General features: G+C 66.2%; 13 protein-coding genes, 1 tRNA gene and 1 pseudogene. 10 read left to right on the top strand and 5 right to left on the bottom strand.

Annotation, left to right across the window (positions count from 1 at the left end):
• The first annotated feature begins 90 nt into the window (after positions 1-90).
• On the top strand, positions 91-822 hold the full coding sequence (locus GC121_RS08955) for a class I SAM-dependent methyltransferase (protein ID WP_151973954.1): 732 nt from the start codon (positions 91-93) through the stop codon (positions 820-822).
• Between the two features lie 71 nt (positions 823-893).
• On the top strand, positions 894-1880 hold the full coding sequence (locus tag GC121_RS08960; RefSeq protein WP_151973955.1) for a MarR family transcriptional regulator: 987 nt from the start codon (positions 894-896) through the stop codon (positions 1878-1880).
• Here GC121_RS08960 and GC121_RS08965 read toward each other — a convergent pair.
• Both GC121_RS08965 and GC121_RS08970 read right to left on the bottom strand, forming a co-directional pair.
• A complete protein-coding gene (locus tag GC121_RS08965) occupies positions 1877-2863 on the bottom strand; it encodes an asparaginase (RefSeq protein ID WP_151973956.1) in 987 nt (328 codons plus the stop codon). The genes GC121_RS08960 and GC121_RS08965 overlap by 4 nt on opposite strands.
• A 100-nt stretch (positions 2864-2963) precedes the next feature.
• Positions 2964-3039, bottom strand: a tRNA-Val gene (locus GC121_RS08970).
• A 73-nt stretch (positions 3040-3112) separates the two neighbouring features.
• On the opposite strand from GC121_RS08970, the gene GC121_RS08975 reads away from it, so the two are divergent.
• Positions 3113-4411, top strand: a complete 1299-nt coding sequence (locus tag GC121_RS08975) for an NAD(P)/FAD-dependent oxidoreductase (protein WP_151973957.1) — start codon at positions 3113-3115, stop codon at positions 4409-4411.
• A gap of 14 nt (positions 4412-4425) precedes the next feature.
• On the opposite strand, the pseudogene GC121_RS15710 reads toward GC121_RS08975, so the two are convergent.
• A pseudogene (locus GC121_RS15710) lies at positions 4426-5004 on the bottom strand (TlpA family protein disulfide reductase); the annotation flags it as partial.
• Between GC121_RS15710 and argH the strand changes: the two are divergent.
• The 7 genes from argH (at position 4964) to GC121_RS09015 (ending at position 10892) form a co-directional block, all read left to right on the top strand.
• Positions 4964-6337: an argininosuccinate lyase gene (gene argH, locus GC121_RS08985; RefSeq protein WP_151975675.1), complete on the top strand. Its 1374-nt coding sequence runs from the start codon at positions 4964-4966 to the stop codon at positions 6335-6337. The pseudogene GC121_RS15710 and the gene argH sit on opposite strands and share 41 nt — an antisense overlap.
• Positions 6337-6576: a hypothetical protein gene (locus tag GC121_RS08990; RefSeq protein WP_151973959.1), complete on the top strand. Its 240-nt coding sequence runs from the start codon at positions 6337-6339 to the stop codon at positions 6574-6576. The genes argH and GC121_RS08990 overlap by 1 nt, the downstream gene beginning before the upstream one ends.
• 92 nt (positions 6577-6668) lie before the next feature.
• A complete protein-coding gene (gene lysA / locus GC121_RS08995) occupies positions 6669-7931 on the top strand; it encodes a diaminopimelate decarboxylase (RefSeq protein ID WP_151973960.1) in 1263 nt (420 codons plus the stop codon).
• Positions 7931-8719: a bifunctional precorrin-2 dehydrogenase/sirohydrochlorin ferrochelatase gene (locus GC121_RS09000; RefSeq protein WP_151973961.1), complete on the top strand. Its 789-nt coding sequence runs from the start codon at positions 7931-7933 to the stop codon at positions 8717-8719. Before lysA ends, GC121_RS09000 begins: the two co-directional genes overlap by 1 nt.
• Before the next feature lie 105 nt (positions 8720-8824).
• The gene (locus tag GC121_RS09005) at positions 8825-9013 is read left to right on the top strand and encodes a hypothetical protein (protein ID WP_151973962.1); all 189 of its coding nucleotides are present in this window, start codon (positions 8825-8827) and stop codon (positions 9011-9013) included.
• Positions 9014-9030: 17 nt separating this feature from the next.
• On the top strand, positions 9031-10005 hold the full coding sequence (locus GC121_RS09010) for a hypothetical protein (protein ID WP_151973963.1): 975 nt from the start codon (positions 9031-9033) through the stop codon (positions 10003-10005).
• Positions 9993-10892: a transposase gene (locus tag GC121_RS09015; RefSeq protein WP_151973964.1), complete on the top strand. Its 900-nt coding sequence runs from the start codon at positions 9993-9995 to the stop codon at positions 10890-10892. Before GC121_RS09010 ends, GC121_RS09015 begins: the two co-directional genes overlap by 13 nt.
• Here the strand turns inward: GC121_RS09015 and ruvX are convergent.
• Both ruvX and GC121_RS09025 read right to left on the bottom strand, forming a co-directional pair.
• On the bottom strand, positions 10889-11383 hold the full coding sequence (ruvX, locus tag GC121_RS09020; RefSeq protein ID WP_151973965.1) for a Holliday junction resolvase RuvX: 495 nt from the start codon (positions 11381-11383) through the stop codon (positions 10889-10891). The two genes, GC121_RS09015 and ruvX, sit on opposite strands and share 4 nt — an antisense overlap.
• Positions 11362-12519 (bottom strand): DUF3089 domain-containing protein, encoded by a 1158-nt coding sequence (locus GC121_RS09025; RefSeq protein ID WP_234421173.1) that lies wholly within the window; start codon positions 12517-12519, stop codon positions 11362-11364. The genes ruvX and GC121_RS09025 overlap by 22 nt, the downstream gene beginning before the upstream one ends.
• Positions 12520-12522: the final 3 nt, after the last annotated feature.

The following is a 12522-nucleotide window of genomic DNA, read 5'->3' on the forward strand; positions in this document are numbered from 1 at the left end:
CGTCAGAAACCCTCGCACTGGCGCATAATTCCCCCGCACTGCCTCCCGCCTATCGTGCGCTTGCTAACACTGGCGTAAGCGCCGCCGCGCATGACTACGCGCGAAAAAACCGGCCTGCTCTCGCTCGCCGACACCTCACCTGAACGCCCGCTTCGTGAGCAGGTGTTCACCATTGCGTTCGGCGCGATCCAGTGGCCGTGGCTGGCCAAGAGCCTGTGGGGCGGCACCAAGCGTTCCAAGCGCGAGCTGCTCGCGCGGCTCGATCTGGCGGCTGACGCGCTGCCCAATCTGGGGAGCTGGAAGGCGGATACCTATCTGCTGCACCGGATTGTCGATGTGATCGAAACCGCGCGCCCGCAAGTCGTGGTGGAACTCGGCTGCGGCGCCACCTCGCTGGTGATTGCCCGCGCCCTGCAAATGCACGGTGGCGGCAAGCTCTACAGTTTTGACCAGAACGCCGAATTTGTCGAACACACCGCGCGCTGGCTGAAGGATCACGGGGTGGAGGCGCAATTGCACCCGGCTCCGATTGTGCCCGATCCCACCCCATGGGCTTCGCAATGGTATAGCCTGCCGGTGGTGCCGCCAGAGATCGACCTGCTGCTGATTGACGGCCCGCCATGGTCGATCAACCCGCTGGTGCGCGGCCGCGCCGAAGTGCTGTTTGACCGGATTACGCCCGGCGGGATCGTGCTGCTGGATGATGCAGCGCGTCCGGGAGAGCGGCTGGTGGCCCGCCGCTGGCGGCGGGATTGGCCGGGTTTTGCCTTCCACCTGCTTTCGGGCGGGAAGGGGACGCTGGTCGGCCAGAAGGGCGTATAGTCGCCCACATTCTTGACACGATCCCTTTTTGTTCGCATCATGTTCCTCGTATCGATTCGAGGAGCCGTGCGATGTCGCAGTCCGATTTCACCTACGCGATGGCGGCAGATGCTGCCGGTTTGCCGCTGGCGGTCTCGATCTTTGCCGATTGCGATCTGCTGCGCGGGCAGATGGAGGATGACGTTGCCACGGCCGGACTGAAGGTGCGCGAAACGGGCACGCTGGCGCAATTGTTCGCCGGAGACGCGCAGGCCTTGGGCGAAGTGGTGCTCGTCGATTGCCCGCAGCCCGATGCGGCCGACATGGCGACGCTGGCACGGCTTGATAGCCGGGCGGCGCATTCGGGCGCGCGGCTGGTGATTTCGACGAGTATGGACGCGCTCGACACGGTGTTCGGCTGCTGCGCGCAGTCTTCGCCGCAAATTCTCGTTAACCCTATTAGGTGTGAACGCGTAATTGCGCTTGGCAGGGTTTTAGCCAGTATCCCCAATATGCGATTGCGCGAACTCTCCGAAGATGACCGGCTAACCCTGCTGCGCTTGACCGAACAGGTAGGGCAGATTGCCGAACGGCTCGACCGGCTGGATAGCGCACAAGGCTGGGGCAAGCGCGATGGCGGCGGCGCGTTCCGTTTCGAAAGCCCCGGCGATGCGTGGCGCCCGCCAGCCAGAGACAATGAGCGCGAACTGATCCGCAAGCCGCGCCCGCCTTTGCCCGATGCGCGGCTGGTGCGGCAAGTGATTGCCAAGCGGCAGGCGCGGACGAAATTCTTCGATGCCGAGCTGTTTGCCGATCCGGCATGGGATATGCTGCTCGACCTTACGGCGGCGCGGGTGGAGCGCAAGCGGGTGAGCGTGACCTCGCTCTGCATTGCCTCGGCGGTTCCGCCGACAACCGCGCTGCGCTGGATCGGGCAAATGGTCGATGCGGGCCTGTTCATCCGCGTAGAAGACGAGACCGACCGCCGCCGCGCCTTTATCGACCTGTCAGATCGCGCGGTGGACGCGATGGCGCGCTATTTCGCCGATGTGGGAGAGAACGCGCTGCTCGCCGCCTAACGCCGGTCAAACGCGGCCTGCGCCTCCGCCTGACCGGTCACGCCGCTGGCGATCAGCACTTGCAGCAAAATCCGCGCCTTGGCGGGTCCGAGCGCGCGGGTGGCGATGAAACCGTGTGTTGCATCACCGGGTTCGGGATCAACCAAGCCTTCATCGACGCGGGTGGCGCGCACCACGGGAATGCCGCTCGCCACCGCTTCCGCCAGCGCCTCGCGCACGACTTGCGGCATATTTCCCGCGCCAAAGCCCGCCAGCACGATGCCTTGCGCGCCGCTGGCCAGCGCCGATGCGACGCTGCCAGCGTCCATTCCGGCAAAGGCGTGCAGGATCGGCACCAGCGGCAACGCGGCGGGGAAGGGGAAGCGCGCGGCTTCCTCCACCCGCCACGGCGGCGAGAGCCAGTCGAGCGCGGAGGGCGTCGCGAGCGCCACCGGCCCGCGCGGAAATCCGGCAAAGGCATTCGTCCCGCCAGTGCGCGCCTTGCGGGCATCGCGCGCGCTCAGCACCGTGTCGCCCATGACAAGCAGCACGCCGCGCCCCGCCGCTTCGGGATGCGCGGCGACTTGAACCGCATTGGCAAAGTTCCTCAGCCCATCGCTCCCCACCGCATCCGCAGGCCGCATCGCGCCCACGAGCACGACGGGCTTGGCCGTGGGCAAGGTCAGATCGAGCAGGAAGGCGGTTTCCTCCGCCGTATCGGTGCCGTGGGTGATGATAACACCCGCGCAGTCCGGATCGTCCATCGCCGCCATGCAGGCCGAATGCAATTCGCGCCAGATGGCGAAACTTATGTCCGCCGAATCGATTGCCGCCACCTGCTGTCCGACAAGTTGCGCCTCGACCCCCAGATCGCGGAAAGCGGCGAGGAAGTCGGCAATGTCGATCTGTCCCGGGCGGTAATCGGCGCGGGTAGCAGAGCCTGCCTGCCCCGCAATCGTGCCGCCGGTGGCGAGGACGAGGATGGAGGGGGAGGAGCTTTGCATAAGGGTTGGTTTAGTCCTTCCCGAAGGCGCAGCGCACCCTTCGCTTTGCTCGGGAGCGTTTCGACCGAAGATGTCCCCCGGACATCTTCGGTCGAAACGCTGGTGGGCGATGACAGGCTCGAACTGCCGACCCTCTCGGTGTAAACGAGATGCTCTACCAACTGAGCTAATCGCCCCCAAAAGCGGGTGTGCTATTGTCTATAGCGGGCGCGCCTTAGCGGAAGGTTGACGGACAGGGAAGGGGCGAAAGTGCAAACAATCGATATCGGTATCGCCGGTTGCGGCATCTCGGGTCTGGCGGCGGCGCTGCTGCTGCACCGGCAGGGGCACAGCGTCACGCTGTATGAACGGTTCGCAGCGCCACAGCCGCTGGGCAGCGGGCTGATGATCCAGCCGACCGGCATGGCGGTGCTCGATGCCTTGGGATTGGCGGAAGAGGTGGCGCGGCGCGGTGCGCCGGTCGATGGCCTGCTCGGCCTCAACACCGAAGGTGAGCCGGTGCTCGAAGCCGCCTATGCCGATTTGGGCGTGCCGGGCATGGTCGGCCTCGGCATTCACCGCGCCAGCCTGTTCGGGGTGTTGTATGAGGCGGTGCTGGCGAGCGGGATTACGGTGCAAACGGGGTGCGAAGTCACCGGCCTGCAATTGCGCGGAGTGCAGTCGCGCCTCACTTTTGCGCAAGGCGAACCCTCGCCGCCGCACGATCTGCTCGTCGATTCGCTCGGCGTGCGCTCCACCCTCGTCCCGCCGCTCAAGGCCGAACTGCCTTTCGGCGCGCTGTGGGCATCGGTCGACTGGCCGGAGGATGCAGGGTTCAACCAACGCCTCCTCGAACAACGCTACGAACGCGCCAACCGGATGGTCGGTCTGCTGCCGCTGGGCGAGGGCAAGGCGGCTTTCTTCTGGTCTTTGCGCGGGGACGAATATGCCGCGTGGCAAGCGCGCGGTATGGCTGCGTTTCGGGCTGAGGTGCTCGCACTCTGGCCGCAGCTGGCGCCCGTGACCGCGCAACTCACCGACCCCGAACAGCTGACTTTCGCCCGTTACGCCCACCGCACCACCAAACGCGCCACCGCGCCGGGCATCGTGCATATCGGCGATAGCTGGCACGCGGCGAGCCCGCAGCTGGGGCAGGGGGCGAACATGGCGCTGCTCGATGCGGTCGGGCTGGCGCGGGCTGTCGAGCGCTCCGACACGCTGGAGGCAGCGCAGCAGGCCTATCTCGCGCTGCGCAAGACGCACGTCATGCTCTACCAATGGCTGACCTGGGGCTTTACGCCGCCCTTCCAGTCGGCATCGGTGTGGCCGGCGATCTTCCGCGACCACTTTATGGCCCCTGCCTCGCGCATCGCGCCGGGGCCGCGGCTGAAGGCCTATCTGGTGGCGGGGCTGGCGGGTGCCGGGCTCGCTTCCCTCGGGGTGAAAGTGCCCGAATTCTCGCGGATTATCGGCCCGACATCACCCGAAGGCTCGACGCGCGGCGACGGGGTGACGGGGCTGAGCGCCTCCAGCACCTCCTCGCGCGCTTCCGCCGTGCTCCAGTCATAGGCGCCGATCACCCGCCACACTTCATTGCCGTTGGCATCGTAGAGGATAGTCAGCGGCAGCACCGCGCCACCGCCATAGGCCATGGCGAGATCGTTGGGCTGGTCCATCCAGCCCGGCAAATGGGTGAATTGCCGCTCAGCAAAGAACGGCCCGACGACTTCCGCCCCGCGCAAATCCATGCTCACCGTAAGCACGCGCACCTGCCCGTCCAGATCGGCAGCGAGATCATCGAGCAGCGGCATTTCGGCGATGCACGGCGCGCACCATGTCGCCCAGAGATTGACCAGCACCGGTTCTTGCAGGCTCGCCAGATCGAGCGTCTGCCCCTCCAGATCGGTGACCGTAACAGCCGGTCTAGGCTCGCCGGTAAAGCTGCGGTCGAGCAATCCGTCGAGCACCACCGCGCCCGCCGCCGCGTCATCGCCTTGCGCTGCTTGTCTCGCGCCACTATCGCACGCGCTCAGCAGTCCTGCGAAAAGCGCAGCACAGGCTAGACAGGAAAGGCGCGATTTGGCCACGGATACTTCCTCCAAAACCCCGGCGGGCAATGCCATGTGGGGCGGCAGGTTTGCTGCCGGCCCCTCCGCTATCATGCGGGAGATTAACGCATCGATCCCCTTCGATAAACGCTTGTGGAAACAGGATATAGCGGCAAGCTGCGCCCATGTCGCCATGCTGGCGGCCTGCGATATCGTGAGCGACGCCGATGCGCAGGCGATCATCGCCGGGCTGGAGAAGATTGCGGACGAATACGCGCGTGACGGGGTTCCCGAAAACTGGGATCTGGAAGACATCCACATGACCACCGAAGCGCGGCTCGCCGAACTGATCGGCCCGGCAGCGGGTCGTCTGCACACGGCGCGCAGCCGCAACGACCAGGTGGCGACCGATTTCCGCCTGTGGGTGCGCGATACGATGGATGCGCTGCTGCAAGGCCTCGCCGGATTGCAGCGCGCGCTGGTGGCGCGGGCGGAGGAGCACGCGGGCAGCATCATGCCGGGCTTCACCCATCTGCAAACCGCGCAGCCGGTGACGCTGGGCCATCATTTGATGGCTTATTACGAGATGGTAAGTCGCGATGTGGCGCGCTTTGCCGAAGCGCGGGCGCGGCTCAACCAGTGCCCGCTCGGCAGCGCGGCCTTGGCGGGAACGGGGTTTCCCATCGACCGCGATATGACCGCGCAGGCGCTGGGCTTTGCCGCGCCGACCGCGAACAGCCTTGATGCGGTAAGCGACCGCGATTTCGCCTTGGATTTCCTCGCCGCGGCCAGCCAGTGCGCGCTGCATCTGTCGCGTTTGGCGGAGGAATTCGTGATCTGGGCCAGCCAGCCCTTCGGCTTTGTGCGGATGCCCGATACGCTCAGCACCGGCTCGTCGATCATGCCGCAGAAGAAAAACCCCGACGCTGCCGAACTGGTGCGCGGGCATACGGGGCGGATTGTCGGCTGCCAGATGGCGCTGATGATGACGATGAAGGGCCTGCCGCTCGCCTATTCAAAGGATATGCAGGACGACAAGCCGCCGGTGTTCGAAGCTGCCGACTTGCTGGCTTTGTGCATCGCGGCGATGACGGGCATGGTGGAAGGCGCGGACTTCCGGACGGAGCGGATGCGGCAGGCGGCAGAACTGGGCTATGCCACCGCCACCGATCTAGCCGACTGGCTGGTGCGCGCCGCGGACATCCCTTTCCGCGAGGCGCACCACATCACCGGCGCGGCAGTGAAGCTGGCCGAGAGCAAGGGCATCGCGCTCGATGCGCTTTCGCTGGAGGACTTGCAGGCAATTGATGCGCGCATCGATGATCGGGTGTATGCGGCATTATCGGTGGAGGCATCGGTGGCAGCGCGCCATTCCTACGGCGGTACTGCACCCGATCAGGTGCGCGCCCGCATTGCCGAGGCCAAGGCGCGGTTGGAGATCGAGTGATGAAACGGGCTTTTGCCACTTGTCTGATTGCGCTGGCGCTCGCCGCCTGCGGCCAGCGCGCGGCGTTGCAGCCCTTGGCGGGGGAGAGCTTGCCACCCGCGCCCTATGGCGCAGACGAGCCGCTGACCGCGGAAGAGCTGCTCGAAACCGAACCGCAAGCCGCGCCCGATCGCAATGTCGAACTGCGCCGCGAAAGCGAGGAGCGCGAGGACGATCCGTTCGATCTGCCGCCTGAGTGATTTTCGGCGGCGGCGCGGGAAAGCGCAGCTATCGCACCCCGCCCGAATAACTGTCTCGACTACACGCCGCTGCGTCGCCATGAGGGGCCGCGATGGATCATTTCGCAATCAGAGACGGCGAACTTCACGCCGAAGACGTGCCGCTGTCGCGCATAGCGGAGGACGTGGGCACGCCCGTCTATGTCTATTCGCGCGCCACGTTTGAACGCCATGCGCGGGTTTTTCGCGCAGGGCTGGACGGGCTGGAGAAGCCGCCCCACCTTGCTTTTGCGGTGAAAGCCAATCCCAATCTCGCGGTGCTGCGCCTGCTCGCCAATGAAGGCTACGGCGCGGATGTGGTCTCGGGCGGAGAGCTGGCGCGCGCGCTGCTCGCCGGAATGCCTGCGGAGGACATCGTCTTTTCCGGCGTCGGCAAAACCGGTGCCGAGCTGGTGCAGGGGCTGGATGCCGGGATCGGCCAGTTCAACATCGAATCGGGCGAAGAAGGGCGCGAGCTTGCCGCTATTGCTGCCTCGCGCGGGCAAGTGGCGCGCTGCGCGCTGCGGGTGAACCCCGATGTCGATGCGGGCACGCATGACAAGATTTCCACCGGCAAGGCGGACAACAAATTCGGCGTGCCCATCGGCCATGCGCCCGAACTGTTCGCCGAACTCTCGGCGCTTCCCGGCATCGAACTGCGCGGGCTGGCAGTGCATATCGGCAGCCAATTGTCCGACCTCACCCCGCTCGAAACCGCCTTTGGCAAATTGGGCGAAATGCTCGTGCGGCTGCGGAGCGAGGGGCACAGCATCACCCATATGGATCTGGGCGGCGGCATCGGCGTGCCCTACAGGCCGGGCGAGCGCACCCCGTCTCCGGCGGAATATGGCGCGATGGTCGCGCGCGTCACCAAGGGCTGGGGCGTCACGCTGATGTTTGAGCCAGGGCGGGTGATTGCGGGCAATGCAGGCGTGCTGCTGACCCGCGTGATCCGCGTGAAGCGCGGGCTCAACAATCCCTTCGTGATCGTCGATGCAGCGATGAACGATCTGGCGCGCCCTGCGCTCTACGGCGCCTATCACGGATTTACCGCCGTGCGGCCCACGGGTGAGCGGATGACCGCCAATATCGTCGGCCCGATCTGCGAGACGGGCGATACCTTTGCCACCGACCGCGAAACCGACGCGCTGGTTTCCGGCGACCTCGCGATTTTCCGCACCGCCGGGGCTTACGGCGCGACCATGGCGTCGAGCTACAACTCGCGCGGCTTTGTGGCCGAGGTGATGGTGGATGGCAGCGATTATGCGGTCGTCGCAGACCGCATCCTCCCCGGCAGCATCGCCGATGCCGAGCGCGTGCCGGACTTCCTCACCTGATGCAGCAATTGCCGCTCTTCCACTCGATTGCCGGACAGCCGGTGCTGGTGCTGGGCGAAGGCGAGATGGCAGAGCCCAAGGCGCGGCTGGTGGCTCGGGCGGGCGGGCGCATCGTTTCCGATATGCAGCAGGCCATCGACGAAGGCGCGCGGCTGGCCTTTGTCGCGCACGATGATGCCGCGATGTGCGAGGCCGATGCGATCCGCCTGCGCTGTGCGGGAATGCTGGTCAACGTGGTTGACCGGCCCGACCTGTGCGACTTTACAACGCCGAGCATTCTCGACCGCGATCCGGTTCTGCTGGCGGTGGGGACGGGCGGTGCTTCTGCCGGGCTGGCCAAGCAATTGCGGTTGCGGCTCGAAAAGCTGCTGCCCGCCGATCTCGGCACGCTAGCCGACCGGCTGTTTGCAATGCGCGAGGCGATCAAGGCGCGCTTTCCCGTGATGGCCGAGCGCCGCCGCGCGCTCGACGCGGCCTTGGGCGAGGGCGGGGCGCTCGATCCCTTGCGCGCGGGGAGCGCGGAGCGGATTGCGGACTGGCTGGAGCAAGCTGCGGACGTGCAGCCGGGCGAAGTGCACGCCTTCACCCTCACCAGCGCCGACCCCGACGACCTGACCCTGCGGCAAGCGCGGCTGCTCGGTAGCGCGGATGTGGTGATTGCCGATGCGGGCATGCCCGCCGCCATCCTGCAACGCGCCCGCGCCGATGCGCAGCGGCTTTTGCCGGATGAGGCAAGGGCTGATTCTCAAGGGCTTACCGTCATCCTCCGGTTTGATGTGGGTCAATAATTCCAGCGATTACAAGAGTTTAATTTCATCCTTCGCCGCCGCTGCGGCACTCCTTTGCGCGGTTCGACACTCCTGTCGGGCCGCTTGTGTGAAGAGGAATACAGGATGAAATTTCCCAAGATTGACCTGTCCAGCCTGCCGGACCTTGGAACGCTGACCGGAATGTTCGGCTCCATCGCCGATCCCACGTCGCCGACCGATCCCGGCCCCGGCCTGCCCGGCCCCGACGATACCATCGTGGTGCTGGCAACGCTGGTGTATGACAGCGCCCCGCCCAGCGGCGGCCTGTTCTAGAAGGCGGGCGGCTCCCGATGGATGTGCATCCGTTCATCGCGGCGCTGCGGAGCGACCGGGCTCCGCAGCGCCAGGCCCAGAGCGCGATGGAAGCCGCGCGCACCGCGTGGCGGGCAGAGCCCGGCGCGGCGCAGATGATGGCCGAGCTGGAGCGGTACGGGAACGGCGCGTCGCTCACCGATTGCCCGCAGCTGGAAGCGGTGTTCACCGGGCAGGGCGAGGCCGAGCGGCTGATGGCGCTGCTCAGCCGCCATTATTGCGCGGCGCTTGCCGCCAATCCCATCGGCCACCCGCCGTTCCGCCACGGCTTCAACGGCAGCGCGGGGACGATCCTGCTCGCCCGTTCGGGCCGCGCGCAGATCATGCTCCAGAGCCGCGAGCCGGGGGACTTCCGGCAGGCGAGCTACAAATACACCGACGCCACCCGCTTCGATGCGGTGCTGGCAGGCGCGGGCGAAGCGCGGATCGTGCGCGCTCGGCCCGCTGCTGGTGAGGGCGAGAGGATGGACTTCACCGAAGAAGCTGTGCCCCTCGCTGCCGGCGGACGCTTCGCCTTCGATTGTTCGAGCGAGGCTTTGGTGACGGACAGCGTCACCCGCCGCATCGTCATGCTGCGCCTGTTGCGCGCCAATGCTGCCCCCGCGCCGAGCCGCGAGTATGCAGCCGCTACGGGCGAGCTGCTGCTGCAAAGCGCCGCCACCATCGCCACCAGCCGGCAAGAGGCGATCATCGCGCTGCTCGGCCGCATGGGGCGCACGGATGCCGCTCCCGCCATCGCCCGAACGGCACTCGGCGAAGGAGACCTTTCGCTGCGCTGGCAGGCACTGCGCGAATGCCTTGCGCTCGACACGAAGGCGGGCTTCACCGCGCTGCTCGCTCTCGCAAGACGCAGCGACGATCCGCTCGCCGCCCATGCCGGTGCCTTGCGCGCGCAATTGCTCGAAACCCATCCCCAACTCGCCCAATGGGAGGCGCGCCAATGCCCCGCGTAATCGACTGTCCCGACACCACCAGTTGCGAGCTGGGTGAATGCATCGACGCGCTTTATGCCCAAGGCTTCCACCCGTGGGAGGAGGAAAGCCTGCTGGGCGCGGCGGGCTGGCTGCGGAAGCTGGGAAATAACCGCGACTTCCTCGGCGATATGTTGGTTGACGAGCTCAAACGCGGGATCAAGGCGGCGGAGGATGCGAGCGATTACGGCCCGCAAGTGGTGATGCTCTCCACACTCGGCAGCGAGTTTTATATGCGCGCCAATTTCTGGCCGGGCGAGGACGAACATATGTTCCGCGCCAGCGGGCACTCGGCCTTCAGCTATCACTTGCCGCACGATCACAATTTCGACTTCCTGACGGTCGGCTATTTCGGCCCCGGCTATTCGAGCGATTATTACGAGTATGATTACGAGAGCGTCGCCGGGATTGTCGGCGAGAAAGCGGGCTTGCGTTTTGTCGAGCGATCCACGCTGACGCCCGGCAAGCTGATGCATTATCGCGCGCACCGCGATGTGCATTCGCAATTGCCGCCGCAAAGCCTCTCGGTCTCGCTCAACATCATGCACGCAGGCGGCGCGCAGGGCTGGCTCGACCAGTATCGCTTCGATGTCGAGCGGGACGCGATTGCGGGCGTTATCAGCGCGGGCGGGAGCGAGACGTTTCTGCGCGTGGCTGTCGGGCTGGGGGGCGGAGAGGCGCGCGATCTGGCGCACCACTTCGCCGGGTCGCACCCCAGCGACCGGATGCGGCTGGTGGCGCTGGATGCGCAGGCCGGCGTGCTGGATGCGGAGGAACGCGATGCGCTTTGGCGGCGGGCCGAGGCATCGGGCAGCAGGCTGGTGGCGGGCGAGGCCGCACGGCGGCGGCGGGCGCTCGCGGCCGCTTAGAGAATCCCCCCCGCCAGCCGGTCAATCGCGCCTTGCAGGATGATTGCGGCGGCGTGGCTGTCGATCCGTTCGGCGCGTTTGGCGCGGCTGAAATCCTGCGCGATCAGGTCACGCTCTGCACTCGCGGTTGACCAGCGTTCGTCCCACAGCAGCACGGGCAGGCCCAGCACCAGCAGGTTGCGCGCAAAGCTGCGGCTCGCCTGCGCGCGCGGGCCGGAACTGCCATCCATGTTGAGCGGCAAGCCGATGACGATACCCGCTACGCTGCGTGCCCGCACGATTTCTTCCAACGCCGCCTTGTCGCGGCCAAACTTGCCTTTGGGCAATGTCTTGCCCGCCGTGGCAAAACTCCAGCTTGCATCGCACAAGGCCGTGCCGATGGTCTTGGTGCCCAGATCAAGCCCCAGCAGCACGCCGCCATCGGGCAGCGCCCCGGCGAATTCGGCGGCGTTCTCGGTCAGCAGCGGGGTTAGCGGTTCGGGCTCTGCCATGCGCCCACCCGGTTGACGATGTCGCTTTGCAAATTCTTCCAGAACAGCGGGATATCGTAAGCGTGATAATTGTTGCCCGGCAGCACATATTGCCCAAGTTCCGGCGGGTCGCCGATCAGCAGCAGGCCGTTTTCGGCGCAGCTTGCGGGTACGGCGCGGGCGACAAGCTCTCCGGCAGACAGATCGTCATTGGGCACCAGTGTGCCCATATTGCGCTCGACCCCGGCGCTGTCGTTCAGTGTTCCGGTGAGCGGGTTGACGCAAAGGATCGGGCTTTCGCCACGCGGCTCGCCATCAATGCCGGGCACTTGCGAATAGCGGCGCAGGAACAGGCCGGGCTCGGCAGGTTCAGCAAAGCTGGCATAGCCGAACACGCAGGCGGCCTGTCCGGGTGTAGCGCAGGCGGGCAGGCCAAGGCCGGGCAAATCATGCTCGACACTGATCGGCCAGCCGATGGGATAGGCCATGGCGATGCGGCCCTGCAGCTCGGTTCCCGCAACCCGCTCGGCCAGCAGCCGTGTCACGTGATAGCCGCCCTGGCTGTGCCCCGCGAGCACGATCGGCATATCGGCGGGCACCGATTCGAGGAAGAAATCAAACGCGTCTGACACGTCCTGATAGGCGGCGTCGAGCGCTTGCGTCGATTCGGGCATATCGGTGATGAACGCGCCAAAGGTCGCCTGCCGGTAGCGCGGCACCCAGATTTCGCTCGCCTGGTTGAACGCACTCGCCAGCCCGCGCACCATCAGCCGCGCGCGGTTTTGCGAATCCTCGTGATCGAGCGGGGCGTTCCACTGCCGCGCGTCGAAGAAGCTGGTGGGGTGGACGAAGAAGACCGCGAAACGCGGCGCAGCGATATCCGGAGTCGGCTCTGCCCGCGGAGGCGATGCGCTTTCTGCGGGTGCATCGGAGACCGCATCCTCTTCCACACGGAACGCGGGCTGCCAGCGTGCCGGATCATTGCCTGCGCCCATGCCGGGGCGGCTGAACCACATGGCGGGATCCTGATAGGCGTTCACTTCGAGCGGGGCCTGCTCGACAAATTCCGCATCGGGCACCAGCGCCACTTCGGTCAACTCGTCTCCGAATACCCTGAGGCCGAACATCGCCGCGATGGCGAGCACGGTCAGGGTCACGAT

Origin of the sequence: Erythrobacter sp. EC-HK427, from assembly GCF_902498745.1 — a bacterium.
Taxonomy (GTDB): Bacteria; Pseudomonadota; Alphaproteobacteria; order Sphingomonadales; family Sphingomonadaceae; genus Alteraurantiacibacter.

What these genes read in the sequence shown, in the direction of transcription:
- GC121_RS08960 (WP_151973955.1), top strand. Translation starts at nt 894, where the DNA reads ATGTCGCAGTCCGATTTCACCTACGCGATGGCGGCAGATGCTGCCGGT.
- ruvX (WP_151973965.1), bottom strand. Translation starts at nt 11,383, where the DNA reads ATGGCAGAGCCCGAACCGCTAACCCCGCTGCTGACCGAGAACGCCGCC.
- GC121_RS08990 (WP_151973959.1), top strand. Translation starts at nt 6,337, where the DNA reads ATGAAACGGGCTTTTGCCACTTGTCTGATTGCGCTGGCGCTCGCCGCC.
- GC121_RS09000 (WP_151973961.1), top strand. Translation starts at nt 7,931, where the DNA reads ATGCAGCAATTGCCGCTCTTCCACTCGATTGCCGGACAGCCGGTGCTG.
- argH (WP_151975675.1), top strand. Translation starts at nt 4,964, where the DNA reads ATGTGGGGCGGCAGGTTTGCTGCCGGCCCCTCCGCTATCATGCGGGAG.
- GC121_RS08955 (WP_151973954.1), top strand. Translation starts at nt 91, where the DNA reads ATGACTACGCGCGAAAAAACCGGCCTGCTCTCGCTCGCCGACACCTCA.
- GC121_RS08965 (WP_151973956.1), bottom strand. Translation starts at nt 2,863, where the DNA reads ATGCAAAGCTCCTCCCCCTCCATCCTCGTCCTCGCCACCGGCGGCACG.
- GC121_RS09015 (WP_151973964.1), top strand. Translation starts at nt 9,993, where the DNA reads ATGCCCCGCGTAATCGACTGTCCCGACACCACCAGTTGCGAGCTGGGT.
- GC121_RS09005 (WP_151973962.1), top strand. Translation starts at nt 8,825, where the DNA reads ATGAAATTTCCCAAGATTGACCTGTCCAGCCTGCCGGACCTTGGAACG.
- lysA (WP_151973960.1), top strand. Translation starts at nt 6,669, where the DNA reads ATGGATCATTTCGCAATCAGAGACGGCGAACTTCACGCCGAAGACGTG.
- GC121_RS09010 (WP_151973963.1), top strand. Translation starts at nt 9,031, where the DNA reads ATGGATGTGCATCCGTTCATCGCGGCGCTGCGGAGCGACCGGGCTCCG.